Genomic DNA, 16,544 nt, shown 5'->3' on the forward strand with positions numbered 1-16,544 from the left:
CAGCAAACTGCAACCGCGCACGCAGGTGTTGCATGATTTCAAACCTATGAACCTGGGAAATCCTTGAATTCCCGTTTGCACGCGAAAAACGCGTAGACACGCGGTAGCTCGGATTTTCTGCGACGCTTTAGACAACAGTCCAACCCCACTCGGTCAATCGAGTCTAGGAATCACCGCCATGGATCAACTCAAACAAGTTTTTGCACAGGTCGCCAAATTTCAGTTCTGGATTATCACCGGACTGGTAGTGGTGATGTCGTGCGTTGGCTTCTTCCTGGCGCGCTCGCAGATCAACGGTCTCTACACGGCTCAGACGACCGCCCTCGACAGCCATTATTCCGGACTGGACAGCGTGCGCAGCAAAATCTCCACGCACCCCAACTCGTTCTCCCAAGAGAAAATGAATGAGATCATCGGGCAGTTGCGCGAAGATGTGCGAGTTTCCTGGGAAAAACAATATGAGCGACAAGCCCGCTTGCTCAAGTGGCGGGTCGAGGCCATTAAGAGTCCCGCTCTGGTGAAAAAACTCGAGGAATTCATGCCGATCGAGAAGAACCTAACGTTCCCTGATGAACCGGCAGGATTCACCAATTATGACCGTGAGAATTACGCCCGCTATTTTGACTTGCAAATGGAAGAGCTAGCCAAAATCATCGGAGTGGCGTGGGTCGGTGAGGTCTCCAAGGATGCAGCCGGTGGCGGATACGGCGGCATGATGGGTGGTGGAGGCTACGGCGGTGAGGCCATGATGGGTGGAGGCAGCTACGGCGCCGAAGGCGGTTCGGGAAGCGGTTACGGCGGCACGGGCGGTGGCTATGGCGGTGAGGCCATGATGGGCGGTGGCTACGGCGGCATGATGGGTGGCGGCATGTACGGTGCCGGAGCCATGGCGAACAAGCAGCGAGACCTAGTCACTTGGCCCAAGACCAGCCAGGACCAACTCATCAGTTCGATTAAGTTGTGGACAGGGAAGGCGCCTACGGTTTACGAAATTGTGTACACCCAGGAGAACATGTGGGTCCTGGAAGGGCTACTGAACATCATCAAGAGGACTAATGGCGATGCTCTGGCCAATTTCCAGTGTGTTATCAAGGAGATTGAATTCATCCGCATCGGTAAATCTGCCATCGGAAGCGCAGGCACCATCGACTCCATCTCCGGTGCGCGTGGCGCCATGGGTGGCGCAGGCAGCATGATGGGCGGAGAGGGCTATGGCGGCGGATACGGCGGTGAAGGAGGTATGTACAGCGGTGGTAGCGGCGGTAGCGGCTATGGATCCGAAGGTGGCGGCATGTACAGCTCCGAGGGTGGTTCCGGCGGGTATGGCGGGGAAGGCTACGGTGCTGAGGGTGGCCCCATGGTGCGAGATCCAGCGGACGGCCGCTACGTCGATGCCGCCTACCAACCCGTTAGCGGCGAGGACTTGCGAACCAAAATGAGCAGCGGTAATGCTGAGGACGCGTTTTTTGTGGTCGCCAAACGGGTACCAGTCCGCCTGCGTCTGAAAATTGATCAACGCCGCACGCAAGAGTTTCTTGCCAATTGCGGCAATGCCGACCTCATGCTCGAAGTTCGCCAGGTTCGCTTGGGGAATACCGTAGCTGCGACGGCCGGCGGTAGTGCGAGCAGTGGCGGCTATGGCGGCTATGGCGGAATGGAGGCGGGCATGATGGGCGCCGAAAGTAGCGGGGGGTATGGTGGGGGCGGCTATGGCGGCATGGAAGGTGGCAGCGGAGGTGGTTCCTATGGCGGAGGAAGCTACGGGGGTGGTGGATACGGAGGCAGTGGGTATGGCGGAGAAGGCGGCATGTACGGTGCCGCTGGCGGTGCCGCGGCCCTCGGGAAAAACCCTTGGGATATTACCATCGAGATCTACGGCGTGGTAAACCTATATAACCCTGTGCACATCGAACAACTCGGCTTGGATAAAGTCACCGGCGATACAGAAATTGTGGCGACAGTGGATCCAGTCGAGGAGCCCGTGGAAGGTGCTGCCGGTGCAGGAAATGACGGTAACTCCCCAGCTGCGGCAGAAGAGGAAGCCGGCCCCAATGGCGCAGGACCTAATGTTCCCGGCCCTAACGGCGTAGGTCCCAACGGTCCCGGCCCTAACGGCGCAGGCCCCAACGGTCCCGGCCCTAACGGAGCAGGTCCCAACGGTCCCGGCCCCAACGGCGCAGGTCCCAACGGTCCCGGCCCTAACGGAGCAGGCCCCAACGGTCCCGGCCCTAACGGGGCAGGGCTCAATGGGCAGGGAAATAACGGACCTGGAGCGGAAGCCGGACGACCTGCAGCACCCATCAATGGCGCAGGTACAGACGCAGCGGACAACGACGCGGGTGCCGGACAAGCTCCATAGCGATCGATTCCAAGTTGGCAACTTTGCAGTTTCAAGTGCAGGCTTACCTGTGGCTTAAGCGGTTGTGACAAGATCAAAAGAAATATCAAACTCAGATCAATAAGTCTCAGGGAAGATTCACGGGAGAGCTTTCAATGTTTGGCAAAAAGAAAAAAGAAGACGCCACAGGTGGTGACGACGCGGTCGATTCTGGCAAGCCAGCCAAACCCGCCAAGGCTCCCAAGGCAGCCAAAGAGCCAAAGGCACCCAAGGAGCCGAAGGCTCCAAAGGCTCCAAAGGTGAAAGCCGCCAAGAAGGTGGATATTCGAGCTGGTAAGAATGGCCCAGGCTTTGTCGCGTCGCACATTGAGAAGGTCATTTTCGCGGTCGTAGGCCTCGGATTCGCCTACTTTCTGTACGACGGACTCACCGCGCCTCCCTACAACCCTTCAAGAGAACCCACGAGCCTGAAGCAGCAATCCGAAGACCTGATGCGAGAGATTCGTGTCGATCACTGGGATTCGATTGCTGAGGAACGCCAGGTTTCCCACGACTATGCCAAGAAAACAGAGGAAGCTCGATTTCCCACCGATCCGCAACGATACGGCAAAGAGCAAATCGTCTGGGACCCTAAACCAACTGGTGCCCACGAAAAGCGGTCTGACCCCGCGATCAGCCCACCACGTGAACTGGTAGCTGTAAATTTCTTTGGTTCGATCGCTGTCGAAGTCTCCAAGGATGCCCCTGAGCTCTATGAAAACTTGGAAGATGCTCCAAAGATCGAAGCCCGGACCAGTGGTCGCTCAAGAGGCCGCGGCAACCGCGGTGGAGCGGGCGGCTCTGAAGGTGGCTATGGCGGCGGCATGTATGGCGGCGGCGAAGGCGGCTCAGGCTACGGCGGGATGACGGGCGGAAGTATGGGAGGCATGGGAGCTGTGGCAGGAGCGGATGCTCCAACTCCACCCGCGCGCCGCTTAACCCCGAAATACGATTTAGGGGTCAGCGCCGGCGGTGGCATGATGGGCGGTGGCATGATGGGCGGTGGGTACGGAGGAATGGGTGGCGGCTACGGCGGTATGGCGGGAGCGCCAGCAGCTGGAGGCGGCAGCCTGAACAACCGCACGCGCAATCAAGGCCCCAAGTTTAAGGTCGGAGCCCGGCCGATTTACATGAACGCAATTACCGCACTCGTCCCCCACAAGGAAATGGCGGATGCCTACGCGGCTGCATTTGAAAACACGGGCAGCTTCATTTTCTCCCGGGATACCCCGCAGTATCGAGGAATTGAATTGCAACGCGTCGATGTAACCCTCAACCCAGCCCGCGAAATTGACGAATCCGAGTGGCGGACGGTGTCCGACACTGCGGACCAGTACAAATTGCAGAGTGAGCAAAAATGGGCTACCACCAACCCCAGGTTGGGTGTGCGCGTGCCCGATGTCGTCCACCAGTCGGCGGCGGATCGACGTTTAACGATGGGAATCCCCCCCATTTTGTTGCGAGATTATCGAGGATTTGCGAAGCATCCCGACATTCCTTGGGCATGGAATTACGTACCGCCCAAGCGAGAAATCCCAGTGAATCCCGCCGGAGACGGCGAGAAGGGACCTGAAGTACCTGCGATGCCTCCGGTCGGAGGTGGTGCCGGTGGTGGAATGATGGCCGGCGGAATGATGGGTGGCGGCTCCTATGGCGGCGGCTCGTACGGTGGTGGAGGCTACGGAGGCATGGAGAGTGGCGGTTACGGCGGAGGAGGCTATGGAGGAATGGAGAGCGGCGGCTACGGCGGCGGTGGCTATGGTGGCATGGAAAGTGGCGGCTACGGCGGCGGCGGTTACGGCGGCATGGAGAGTGGCGGTTACGGCGGAGGAGGCTATGGAGGAATGGAGAGTGGTGGCGGCATGTATGGAGGTATGGGAGGCATGGGAGGCATGGGAGGCATGGGTGCGGCAGGCGCTCCGCAGCCCGAGTACAAAATGATTCGCTGCTACGACGTTTTCCCACCCAACACGATCCGTAACGAACTCGGCAAGGTCTATCGCTATCGCGTTCGCCTTGTCATGCGTGATCCGAATTATCCCGAGTCGAACAACATCAAGGCCCCCGAACCCAGCGAATTGAAAGATGATGTCTGGGCGCGCGTATCGGCCAACATGCAAAAGGATGCGGATAATATCAAGAAGGATCCCAACGCCGAACTGTCCCCTCGCTACTCCGACTGGAGCACTCCAAGCGCTCCGGTACGCGTGCAATTTCCAAGTGAAGTCTTCGCCGGAACCGTGGAGTTCGACGGTCCCAAGTACTACGAGAATCCGCAAAAACCAGACGCGAAAATCCTAACCACCCTACGTGAAGCCACCGCAGAGGTCTTGGCAACCGGTTTTGACTTCCAAACTGGTGCAGAGGTTGGCGTGCAGATGGAAGATGTCCAACGCGGTAGTGTTTTCAAGACCAAGCAAGATGTCGAGCTTATCGTTCCGACCAGCAAGGTGATCAAAACGTGGAAGGACTACAGTTTGATCAACGCGGCGACCGTGGTCGATATTCGTGGTGGCACAGAGTTGGCTGGTGACAGCCGAGATGATCCCCTCACCGCTGCTGGTGAGATGTTGATTCTGCATCGAGACGGCCGGGTCGAGGCTACCAGCGACATCGACGATATGTTCCTCTACCGGATGTACTCTTTTGCGGATGATAAAGAGGCTGCGGAAAATGGTGGGGCAAGCGCCGCAGCTGGAGGTTACGGAGGAGGCATGATGGGCAGTGGGGGCGGCAGCGGTTACTAGTGCAGCACTTGCCAGCTTTGCAGTATTTCCCTCCGTTCAGCCTAGCGGCCTGTGCTAGTCTGCTCGGTAAGGTACCGCACCTGCAATTCAGCGTTTTCCTCGATAACCCCCAATCGTATCTGAGAAATGATGTCCATGTTTCACCAATTCCGGTTTGCAACGCTGCTGGTTTTATCGCTTTGCACTGTGGCGGATAGCGTCGTCGCCGACGATACGCCGCGGCACGCACTGCTACTAGCGGACTCGTCAAAGAATCGAATTGCCGTGTTGGATGAGCAGGGAAGAATCACCTGGGAGTCTGAAATCGGCCCGCTGCATGACCTGCATATGCTGGACAACGGCAACATTCTGTTTCAGAAAAACTGGACACATCTGGTCGAGATCAATCCAGATACGAACCAAGTGGTCTGGGAATACGATTGCTCCAAATCGCCAGAAAACGCTGCTCGGGCAATCGAAGTCCACGCGTTCCAACGACTCGACGACGGTCGCACGATGATCGCCGAAAGCGGCAGCAGCCGTATTATAGAAGTCGATGTAGCAGGCAAGATCGTGGCCGAAGTTCCGTTGAAAGTCTCCCGGCCGCACCCGCACCGCGATACGCGTTTAGTACGCAAGCTCAAGAGTGGCAACTACTTGGTATGCCACGAAGGGGATGGGTTCGTGCGTGAGTACGACGCCACTGGTGAGACGGCGTGGGAATACCAAGTTCCCCTCTTTGGCAATCAGCCCGCCAACGGACATGGGGTGAAAGCCTTCGGAAATCAGTGCTTCACCGCCTTGCGGCTTGACAGCGGGAACACGTTGATCTCAACCGGCAATGGTCATGGAGTGATAGAAGTCACTCCCAACCATCAAATCGTGTGGCAGGTCATGCAAGATGACTTGCCAGGAATCCAGCTCGCCTGGGTCACGACCTTGCAGCAGCTTCCCAATGGCAATCGGGTGCTTGGGAACTGCCACGCGGAAGCGACAAATCCTCAAATCGTTGAGATTCAGCGTGACAAGAAGGTGGTCTGGACGTTCAAAGACTTTAATCGCTTTGGAAATTCTCTGACCAATACCCAGGTCTTAACCACCAATGGCCAGCCGATTGTCGCCGAACCGGGCCGTGACCGCTGAGCACAGCCCCCGCAGCGACCTTCTTGCATCAGTAGTCACCGTTTACCGCCAAACGCAGCAGAGGCTAATGAGCCTCTGGTGGTATGCGGTTGGACTGGTTTAGCCGCTCGACTTTGCCAATCCGCCGACCTAGGCCGTGCGTAGTTTTTCCAGAGCAGTTTGTGCGGTGTCCAACTGCTGCTCAAGATCCGCCAAGGTTTCTCTTTCCTTGGTGACAACCTCTTGAGGAGCTCGGCTCACGAAGCTTTCGTTCGACAGTTTGGCTTGCTTGCCTTTGATCTGCTTCACCAGGTTCTCCGCGAGTTTTTCCAACCTTTGGATCTCTGCCGCCACGTCAATGAAATGGCTGAGGTCGACGGTCACATCCATGCCATCAGCCGAAATCGAGGCAGCAATTTCTGGGAGTGAGCCCACATCCCCCATGGCAATGCAATTGGCACCTGCCAGGGCGGAGAAGAACGGCAGCATGGGCTGCAACAGCTCTTTGGTGTCCGAGTTACAGCGGACAGAGAACTCGAGTTGTTCTTTAGGAGCGATGTTCTGACGGGAACGAATCTCGCGGACGGCCCCCAACACCGATGCAAATTTGGCAAACTGCGCCTCGATCGTTCTATCTTGGTACTCAGCGTTTGGTTGAGGCCAGCTCGACTGCATGAGCCAGCGGCAAGTCTCCGTGGAACTATCCAATGAGCGTTGCGTGCCGAACTTCGCCAATTCTTGCCAGATGGCTTCGGTGATGAAGGGGATGACCGGATGTAGAATTCGGAGCAATTGGTCGAGGGTGTGGGCCAGTACTTGTTGTGTAGCGGCGCGCTGCGCCGGATCGGCCAAGCGTGGTTTGGCCATTTCGACGTAATAGCTGCAAAATTCATCCCAAGCAAAGTCGTAAGCGATCCGCGCAGCCTCACTGTGGTGATAGCCCTCTAGCGCCTCGTCGACTCTGCGAATCGTGGTGGATAGACGAGAGAGGATCCAACGATCCTCCAGCGGCAACGCTGCAAAATCTAAAGACTGAGGCTCGTAGCCCTCCAAGTGCAACATGACAAATCGAGCCGCATTCCAAAGTTTGTTGCAGAAGTTGCGAGCTGTTTCAAACCGCTCGCTAATGACCGCTGCTTTAGGATGCGCTGTTTCGGCCTCAGATTTGGCCCACTGGGTCGAAAACAACTTCTTGCAACTTGGACATTCAATCGTCGGCTTCTCACGATTCTGCTTGGTCTGATTCACTGCGGAAGCGCAGTGGGGACACTCAAATTGAACCGGCATCCGCACGTCCTGCGTTTCGGTTGCAAGCCACGCTAGGCCGAATCTCAGCGCATCTGGTCCAAATTTGTCCATCACATCGATAGGATCGACCCCGTTCCCCTTGCTCTTGGACATGGTTTCCCCATACCCATCGAGAATCTTGGGGTGGATGAAGACCTCACGGAACGGCACTTCTCCGACGTTGTTGAGTCCCATAAGCACCATTCGGGCGACCCACAGAGTGATAATATCGCGACTGGTGATCAAGGTTGAGGTGGGGTAGAAGTACTCGAATTCTGGCGTCTTCTCAGGCCAGCCGAGCGTGGAATGCGGCCATAGAGCGGAGCTAAACCAAGTGTCCAAAACGTCTGCTTGCCGCACGAACCCCTCTTTTTCGAGCTCGCTTTGCAATGCGTCTGCTTCGACTCCTTGTTCGCCATCTGCCAAAGCCTCGTGTCGAATACAGACATGCAATAGATCCGTCCCCTCTAGACTGGCTGAGATCCGCCCCGCTAGCCCTGTTTCCGACTCGTTAATCAGCGTTGCTCTGGCCATGGCCGCTTCCGCCGATTCGAACTGCTTTGTCCAGATTGGAATCTGGTGCCCCCACCACAGCTGGCGGCCGACCGGCCAATCCCGTTTCTCCTTGAGCCAGTCGATATAGCCCTTGCGATAGCGCGATGGAATGATCGTGACGCGTCCATCCTTGACGGCGTCAATGGCGTTCTGCGCCAATTCTTCCATCTTCACAAACCATTGGTCGGCCAACAGCGGCTCAATGGGCGTTTTGCTCCGATCGCTGTGTGCCAAATCGATCTCACGATCCTCGATTTCAACCATCAGCCCCAATTCTTCTAGATCCGCCACCACCTGTGCGCGGGCTTTCCGCATAGTCAGCCCCTGGTATTTACCAGCAGCCTCGTTGAGCGTCCCATCGGTATTCAAAATGTTGATCATGGGCAACTCACAGCGCAGACCAACCTCGTAGTCATTTGCATCATGAGCCGGTGTGATTTTCACACATCCACTGCCCAATTCAGGCTTGGCCCACTCATCTACCACGAGCGGGATCTCACGATCGGCCAGAGGCAGACGCAAATGGACTCCAGCTCGCGCCATGTCAGCCAATTTCAGCAACCCCGGCAAGTGCGTTTCGCGGCGAGTCCTGAGCTCCTCCAATTGCGCTTCGAGCGGTGGGCGTTCCTTGGCTGGAGCGGAGGTCAGTTTTGATTGCAATTCGGCCTCATAGCGATCCAACGCACCAGCCGGGTCGGGATGCACGGCTACCGCCGTATCCCCCAACATCGTTTCAGGACGCGTCGTAGCGATGGTTACGTGGGTTGGCTGATCTTGCGCAGGATTCACTACCGGGTACTTGAAATGCCAAAAATGCCCCTTCTTAACCTCGTGAAAGACCTCATCGTCGCTCACCGCTGTCTGCAGGAAGGTATCCCAGTTCACCAACCGCTTGCCGCGAAAGATCAGCCCTCGGTTGAACAGGTCGAAAAAAGTAGTACGCACGGCTCGAGCGCAGGTATCGTCCAGCGTAAACCGCGTACGCTCCCAGTCACAGGAACAGCCCAGACTTCGCAGCTGGTTGAGGATGCGGGTCTCGTACTCCGCTTTCCATTCCCAAATCCGCTCCACCAGCTTCTCACGGCCGAGATCATGGCGGGTTTTGTTTTCCACTTCTTTCAGACGCCGCTCTACCACCGCTTGGGTTGCGATGCCTGCGTGATCGGTCCCAGGCATCCACAGGGTTTCAAAGCCACGCATGCGGTGCCAGCGCACCCGGATATCCTGCAGCGTACCATTTAGCGCATGTCCCAAGTGGAGTGCACCGGTCACATTGGGTGGCGGCATCACGATCGTGAACGGCTTCTTCTTCGGATTGGGCTCTGCATGAAAGCATCCATCCGCCTCCCAGGCCGAATAGATTTCGGCGCAAGTTGTTTCATAGTCAAATCGGTTGGGAATCTGTTCAGCGGAGTCGTTCATCGCAGTCGGTCTGTTCGCGTTCGGTCTTAAGGCTGGTAAATTCTAAGTACGAGCTGAAAGGTCGGGCCCACGTTGATGCTCGTCGCAGGCTGGACCAGCCCAGATTGTACGGATTTCCCACCAATCGACTACGCTGGCTGCCACCGTCGCCCCCCAACCTCTGCCATTTTCGCCTTGGAAAACCAGGCAGAATAGGAAACATTTCAGGGCAGAACACGCTTGGGGAATGAAAGGGGGCTCCAAAGTACGATAGAAAGAAGGACGTAGGTACGGGCCTCGAAGGATTTGAGGGACGTGCGCAAAATCGCAGACCACGCCAATCGCAAAGGATTGCTCATCACATGAGGCGTACTATTCTTCTGGCAGTTGCCACAATCCTCTCGACTCTGGCTGCCTCGAGCGCTTCAGCTCAACAGGCCTGCCCGCCCAGCGTGGGTTATGAAACCAATTGGAAATACGACTACTATCGCAACAAGATTTGGCCTGAGCCATTTCGGGCGATGGACACCCAATCGGTGCTGAGCTACTTCGATACGCAGCGCGACAAAGGGTGGCGTCTCAACAATACGCTGGGTGCGTCGATGTTTAACCCGCAAACGCAACAGCTGACCGAGTCTGGTAAAGCGCATGTGCGTTGGATTACCACCCGCGCCCCGCGTGATCGCCGCGTGGTATTTGTCTTGCAGGGTGATAGCCAAGCCCACACGGCGAAGCGCATTGAATCGACACAACTAGCCGTTTCCGAATATGTTCCCGTCGGTGCACTTCCGCAAATTTACTTGACCGACGAAGACGCCCCAGGCTCCTCAGGTGCCTACCAAACCGCGGTCCATCGCGCCATCAATACGAGCGTCCCAAGCCCTCGATTGCCGGCCGCCCCGGTCACATCTTCAAGTGGCTTGTAAGTTCACGACGGGGGAAAGATTGATGCTGAGCTACTAAGGCTTGGCACGAGGCTCCCGAAAAACCGTTCTGGGCACCATCCCACACAAACCCTAGCGATTTGTCTTCGCTAGGGTTTTTTCGTGTACGATTGGATTGTCCGTCGCAGTGTCAGCGATCGGGGCGGACTGCCCTTTCACGCATCCACGGCTGGGGCGTCTCGTTCCCCTGCGTCTCAAATTGCGGAAGCCCCGTCGTAAGTCATCCGTGGACGCAATCCCACGGCCAGGCTCTGCTCCTCGCTCGGCCACTCCAGACGCTATGCGCTGCCTGTCTCGCCACATGGTCGGGCGTGAACAGAAGATTTCCCGGGCACTGATTGGACTGAGCATTACCAGAAATTGCTAAAGTTCTGGTTCTGTGTGTCGCAATTTTGGGTTGGACCGTCTCTTGTCTAGGGAAGGGCACAATAGCCGAGGCCAGAGAACTACGGAATGCAAACCACCCAACAACTTGTCGAACTAGCCAAAGCGGGCCAACGCGATGCAATTGGTTTGCTGGTGCAGCGCTACGAGCGTCTCGCAGTCACTACTGCTTGGTCGATCGTGGGAGACTTTCATTGGGCCCAGGATGTAGCCCAGGAGTCCTTTGTGACTGCATTCCAACAAATAGCTCAGCTTCGCTCGGGAGCGACCTTCGGAAGTTGGCTGCTGGTCAGTGTTCGTCGGAATGCTATGCGGCATAAGCAGCGACAGCGAGAGGTAACCACCGACTTTCCCATGAATGAGCTGGTGGCAATCTCCAACGGATGGATCGACCAATTCGAAGAATTGCTTCCGCTCTTGAAAGAATCCATGTAAGTCCTGGGTTTGGGGCGGGAGCCGTTCGAATAAAATCTGGTGACTCAGCCCCGTGATCTCGGGTTGCCGGAAGCAACCACTGTCACAAATGTGCCAACCCCAAACCCAAAGGACACATGGACTATGAAGATTCTCGCTCTTGACCTCGGCAAATTCAATACGATGTGCTGTTTCTTTGATACAAAAACTCGCAAACACTCCTTCCTCAATGCCACTACCGACCGCAACTACCTCTCGACTGTCTTCAAAAAGCATAAGATCGACTTGGTGGTTATGGAGGCGTGTGGTCCGTCAGGCTGGATCAACGATCTAGCTGAGTCTTTGGGCCTCCAAACGTTCGTCTGCTCGACCAACGAAGAGGCTTGGAAGTGGTCCAACGTTAAACGCAAAACTGACAAGGATGATGCGCTCAAGCTGGCGCGTATGGCTACCATGAGTGAACTCAAGCCGGTTCACATGCCCTCCGAAACACATCGTGAGTTTCGCTCTCTGGTTAAGTACCGCAAAACACTCGACTGGCGGATCAACAAGATCAAGTGCACCATTCGCGCGTGGTTCGTCAACCACGGCATCTCGATCGACAGGGGGGACAAAGCTTGGCACACCGGACGCGCATTGATCAACTCGTATCGCAAACCACTTACGGAGTGCTCCGCGAAAGAGTTGTGGAAAGGTGAGCTCGATCTTGAATTGACGCAGCTCGATTCTCTGTCCACACAACTTGACGGGGTCGTCAAGAAACTCGAAGCGATCGGCAAGGCCGATCCTCGCATCGTACGACTGCGCACGATTCCCGGCGTTGGACCACGCACGGCTGAAATCCTGGTGGCCTGCATCGACGATTCGCACCGCTTTGAGAACGGACGCCAAGTGTCGGCCTACTTCGGCTTGGTACCTCGGCAATTTCAATCTGGTGAAACCGATCGCAACGGCCGCATCACCAAGCGGGGCAACCCGCTGGCTCGGACCATTCTTGTCGAGTGCGCTTGGGCCTCGCTGCGATACAATCCGTGGTCCAAGGGAGTCTACGATCGCATCTGCGGTAAGCAGAAGACACGCAAGAAGAAGGCGGGAGTGGCGTTGGCTCGTAAAATCGCGGTGATTGCTTGGGCCATGCTCCGCGATGAAAAGGACTGGGATCCGGTCACCATGATTCGTACTACCAAGTCGTTCGGTGGAACGCTTCCCTTGGATGAAGAGACCTTTCGAACGATGCCTCCTAAGGAGAACTCGGACCAACGTAAGAGCCGCCTTCGCAGGGAAGCCCGCGAAGCCGAAGAGCTCACGCAGCGTTGCGCCGCCAAGGCGTCGCCCACGACAAAGTCAGCCAGCAAATCCAAGTCGAAGCCCACGCAGGTTGGTAAGTCGACGAAACAGCAGTCTGCCAAGTCGCAGGCGAAATTGCAGGCGAAATCAATCACCACGCCGAGAAGTCCCATTGGCTCAAAGTCGAAACAAGCCACCACGAAAACCGCCCAACCACGGCGAGCAAGAAAGCCAGTATCCGCTGCCTGATGAGCGTACCCCTTAGCACACTAACATCGACAGAACGAATCGGCCTTGCTCGCCCTTTTTCCCCACCGCTACGAGGGACAACCTGTACGCGCCGCCTGATGCATTGACATCGGCAGAACGAATCGGCACCTCGTAGCCTTTTGACACGTCACTAGTTGAACAGACTCATTCAATACCGATACCAACTGAGTTCACAGGAGCCCTTTCGCCAGACACGAGAACACTTGACAAGGACAAGACCAACCCAAATGTGCTGAGCACCGACACCAATTGACCACTGACTGATTCCCATGGACCGATCGCGCAGGATCGCCGGAACGTCAGACACGTCGCCCTAAAGAATGTGCCACACCAACGGAAGGTAGCTTGCTGCTCACCGAAGCCTCCAGGCAAGCTGCAGCCAACACGGACTCATCATCGACAACGATGCTTTGAACCGTGCATGGATAACTGAGGGAACGCGACCTGCTCCAAGTGAGCAGGAGCAGAAGTGTGAAACGCGTTCGCACCTCGAATAGTCGTTTAATCAAACATCCTTGACAAGCACATTGTGCACCGGCCGAAGCGATACTCCCTCGAAGCTCTCTAGCGAAGGCAACTTCCAAGTGGCTAAACCGCGTCATGATATGACTGAATAAAAGAATTCAAAAAAAGTGGCGACCGTCACTTGCCAAACCCAGGACTTCATAGTCGAGTTGCCGTCACAGGAATACGAAGTTGTGAGTTATCGCTATCTCAATGGTTTCAGTATTTGCCAAATCTCAGAAGAAACTCAACGTCCCATTGGGACGATCACCAAGCAGTTGTCACGTGCAGTCCATCGCATGCGAGAAATCGTAGCGGAGCTTGAACGATGAATATGAATCCATCCCCAGAATCTGATTCGGATATTGAAAAACAACTGTACCGAGCAGGACAGTCTCTGCGCGAGAACATCTCACTTTCAGAGCGTGTTCTCGAGCAACTTGAAATCAAGGATGCCCCCCAGCCTATCGTTCGTCCGGCCCCCACAACTCGGTGGTCTCGATTCACTCACTTTGGAGAACTAACCATGCTACAGAAACTGTCGATTACCAGCCTAGCCGCTTCGGCGACTCTGGTGCTGCTCGCTTGGGTTGCCACCTCCGCCACTCACACCTCCTTGGCACAGGTCGTTGAAAATGTTCGCAAGGCGACCAGCTACCAAGCTGATGTTCGCATGGATGCAGCGGATCGAAATGTTACCGGCCGAATCTACTGGAGGGCTCCGATGGATGTGAGAATGGAGTTTGACAACCGCCTCGGCGAGCCGCGCGAAATCGACATTTTCTTCCGCAACAAGCCTGGAATTGGTATATCTAACAAGACTCGAACCTATCGCATCCATGCCGCTCGCAGCGGCGTTAGCTCCCCCATCATGCAGCTGCAGGAGCTCCCGAATTTCGAAGCAGAAGCGCAGCGAAGGCTGGGAACAAAGCGAATCCAAGGAATTGAGTGCGAGGGTTTTGAAATTGAAGTATCGAAAATTGATCCGAACGTTGGTGCGGGAACGCTCACCGTGTGGGTCAACCCAGTAAATCAACTCCCTAACACGGTCTCGATCAGCTTCAGTGATCTAGCCTCGCCGACCATGATTTTTGAGAATATCATTTGGAATAACGCTTTAGAGGACGCTTTGTTCTCCACTGCTCCCCCCGTGGGCTACGAGTTGGCGCAGCCAGCTAAACACAGCAATCCGAGCGTTGCAGAACAAGTCTCTGCAATCATCCAGTCGCTGCGAATTTTTGCCGAGTTGAACGACGGCAAGTACCCTCAAGTCAGCGTAGTCTATGGCGACGTTATTCAAGCCCAATTGCTAAAGCTGGGTGGGTACAGCATGCCTGTGGACCGCGAGCAAGTACGAGATAAAGAGTATCAAGAGATTATGGAATCTACCCGAGGATGGGCAATCATGAATGGCATTATGCGGGACAACGCATACGCGTCTTACCATGGATTCGAAGTCACCCCGCAGGATTCCGACCAAGCCCTCTTCCAATGGAGGCTGGATAACGGCCACGAGCAGGTCATCTACGGAGATCTGCATGCCGAGACCTTGGAAAGATAGCCAACACCACTGACACCACAAGTTGTCGTCACTCCCCGAGTGGCGGCAACTCCTCAATTCTTCAAATTCGAGCTGCCCCCAACATGCCATTTACCATGCACTCTGAGCTAATCCAAGCAGCACTCCAGACGCGACACAATGCTTATGCACCATATAGCAACTTTCAAGTCGGCGCCGCGATTCTGACTGAGCATGGTGAAATTTTCACGGGCTGCAATGTCGAAAACAGCTCCTTCGGATTGACTATTTGCGCAGAGCGTTCAGCAGTCAGCGCGATGGTCGCCTCTGGCTCGACCAACATAGCCAAGATCTGCATCGCCAGCCCGGGCGCTGCTCCTCCCTGCGGCGCCTGCCGCCAAGTCATGGCCGAGTTTGGAAATTCCTTCGAAGTCCTGTTGGTGGATGCCGATTCACAGCTTGTTCAACAGCGTTGGAAAATGGCGGACTTGCTGCCCGGTCAATTCCATTTCCCTCCCAAGTCCAGTACGGAATAGCCAAGTCACGGTCTGCGGGAATGGTGGGGTCGGGAATGGTGCGTGGGAGCTAGCGAGTTACGGAGCGAGGGAGTGGAGTCACGGACCGGGGGGGCCATGCTACTTTGGGCTCACGGACCGGGGGGCCATGCTACTTGGAGGTCACGGGTCGGGGATGGATGCTACTGGGTGGGCAAGGTGCCTACAGTGGAGTCTGCGCGGCCGCTATGATTTTTGCGTCGCGATGATGACTGTACCAGTAGAACAACAAGCCGATGCCTGCAATCGTGATCGTCATGAGCCGGTAGATTGTGGCAACCAACATCCCCGAGTAATGTTCGGGTAGATCTGGGAGTCGCGAGAAAAGAGCTTGCAAAGCTCCTTCCTGCAGGCCGATGCCTCCCGGGGCCAACGGCAATGCTCCGGCTGCCATGGCCGGGGGCACCACTTGAAAGTGCTCGGCCAATGTTGGGAAATCTTGATAGACGCCCCGTGAAATCACATACATGGTAATGGCTAGCAAACTATGCACGGTGATTGCCATCCCTAAGATCCAACACAGCGTCCATGGGGTCCGCCGCAATCTTCGAATTGCCAGCGCCATGCGAGATACGGTATCGCCCAGCACCGGAATTTTCCGCAACGCCACAATCCAGCGGTCAAACCAACTGCCGGCCAGCAGGGCCAGGAACAGAGCGACCACCGACCCCAGTGCCGTGATGCCCGCACCGCGCCGAATCGTCAAGAAGGTTGCGGACAATTGCTCTGCAGGCACCAGGGAAAGGCTGGCCCAAGCAAGGATGACCAAGCCGAGCAACCCCACGGCTCGGTCCAGCAAGACGGAAGTCACTGCTTCGGGACGCTTCTCTGGCTTGTCACGGGCGACCAAAATCGCCTTAAAAAGATCTCCTCCGACGCTTCCAAAAGAGACGAAGTTCAGGAGATAGCCCAGAAAGCCCAGACGCAGTGCCTCGCTGATGGTAAACGGTATATCAAACGCCCGCACCAAGAGGTACCATCGAAGAAAGCTCAAGCAAATTGCAAACAGGGCGATGCACTGGGCTAATACCAACAAGCCCCATTGCTTGGGTTGCTCTGCAAAGACGCGGTAGTCTTCGGGACTAACGCTCATCAACAAATAGACAAACAGAGCCAGTGGCAAACCAAGTTTGACGACGAGCAAGCAAGTGCGTTTCAATTGACTTGCTCCACTGGCAACCATTTCGAGCTGGAATACTT

Annotated in this window: 11 protein-coding genes; 9 read left to right on the forward strand and 2 right to left on the reverse strand. The window is 56.0% G+C overall.

Going from position 1 to position 16,544, the window contains the following annotated elements; all coding sequences use genetic code 11:
• Window positions 1–178: 178 nt before the first annotated feature.
• The 3 genes from Q31a_RS30265 (at window position 179) to Q31a_RS17165 (ending at window position 6,246) form a co-directional block, all read left to right on the forward strand.
• Window positions 179–2,359: a hypothetical protein gene (locus Q31a_RS30265; protein ID WP_197355351.1), complete on the forward strand. Its 2,181-nt coding sequence runs from the start codon at window positions 179–181 to the stop codon at window positions 2,357–2,359.
• A gap of 134 nt (window positions 2,360–2,493) precedes the next feature.
• Window positions 2,494–5,124 (forward strand): hypothetical protein, encoded by a 2,631-nt coding sequence (locus tag Q31a_RS31155; protein WP_197355352.1) that lies wholly within the window; start codon window positions 2,494–2,496, stop codon window positions 5,122–5,124.
• A gap of 135 nt (window positions 5,125–5,259) precedes the next feature.
• Window positions 5,260–6,246, forward strand: coding sequence for a beta-propeller domain-containing protein (locus tag Q31a_RS17165; protein WP_145080466.1), 987 nt, complete (start codon window positions 5,260–5,262; stop codon window positions 6,244–6,246).
• Between the two features lie 129 nt (window positions 6,247–6,375).
• On the opposite strand, the gene Q31a_RS17170 is transcribed toward Q31a_RS17165, so the two are convergent.
• The gene (locus Q31a_RS17170) at window positions 6,376–9,489 is read right to left on the reverse strand and encodes a valine--tRNA ligase (RefSeq protein ID WP_145080469.1); all 3,114 of its coding nucleotides are present in this window, start codon (window positions 9,487–9,489) and stop codon (window positions 6,376–6,378) included.
• Between the two features lie 341 nt (window positions 9,490–9,830).
• Here Q31a_RS17170 and Q31a_RS17175 point away from each other — a divergent pair, with 341 nt between their 5' ends.
• The 6 genes from Q31a_RS17175 to cdd all read left to right on the forward strand — a co-directional run bounded on the left by Q31a_RS17175 (window position 9,831) and on the right by cdd (window position 15,326).
• A complete protein-coding gene (locus tag Q31a_RS17175; RefSeq protein ID WP_145080472.1) occupies window positions 9,831–10,394 on the forward strand; it encodes a hypothetical protein in 564 nt (187 codons plus the stop codon).
• Window positions 10,395–10,865: 471 nt separating this feature from the next.
• Entirely contained in the window at window positions 10,866–11,231 is a 366-nt protein-coding gene (locus tag Q31a_RS17180; protein WP_145080476.1) for an RNA polymerase sigma factor, read from the forward strand.
• Window positions 11,232–11,354: 123 nt separating this feature from the next.
• Window positions 11,355–12,746, forward strand: coding sequence for an IS110 family RNA-guided transposase (locus Q31a_RS17185; RefSeq protein ID WP_231690810.1), 1,392 nt, complete (start codon window positions 11,355–11,357; stop codon window positions 12,744–12,746).
• A 653-nt stretch (window positions 12,747–13,399) separates the two neighbouring features.
• Window positions 13,400–13,603, forward strand: a complete 204-nt coding sequence (locus tag Q31a_RS17190) for an RNA polymerase sigma factor (RefSeq protein ID WP_145080479.1) — start codon at window positions 13,400–13,402, stop codon at window positions 13,601–13,603.
• Complete coding sequence (locus tag Q31a_RS17195) at window positions 13,600–14,832, forward strand: hypothetical protein (protein WP_145080481.1); 1,233 nt, start codon at window positions 13,600–13,602, stop codon at window positions 14,830–14,832. The genes Q31a_RS17190 and Q31a_RS17195 overlap by 4 nt, the downstream gene beginning before the upstream one ends.
• 95 nt (window positions 14,833–14,927) lie before the next feature.
• A complete protein-coding gene (cdd, locus tag Q31a_RS17200) occupies window positions 14,928–15,326 on the forward strand; it encodes a cytidine deaminase (RefSeq protein ID WP_145080483.1) in 399 nt (132 codons plus the stop codon).
• A 181-nt stretch (window positions 15,327–15,507) separates the two neighbouring features.
• Here cdd and Q31a_RS17205 read toward each other — a convergent pair whose 3' ends face one another.
• Window positions 15,508–16,503, reverse strand: a complete 996-nt coding sequence (locus tag Q31a_RS17205; RefSeq protein WP_197355354.1) for a lysylphosphatidylglycerol synthase transmembrane domain-containing protein — start codon at window positions 16,501–16,503, stop codon at window positions 15,508–15,510.
• Between the last annotated feature and the right edge of the window lie 41 nt (window positions 16,504–16,544).

This window comes from Aureliella helgolandensis, from assembly GCF_007752135.1.
In the GTDB taxonomy this organism is placed as follows: Bacteria; Planctomycetota; Planctomycetia; order Pirellulales; family Pirellulaceae; genus Aureliella; species Aureliella helgolandensis.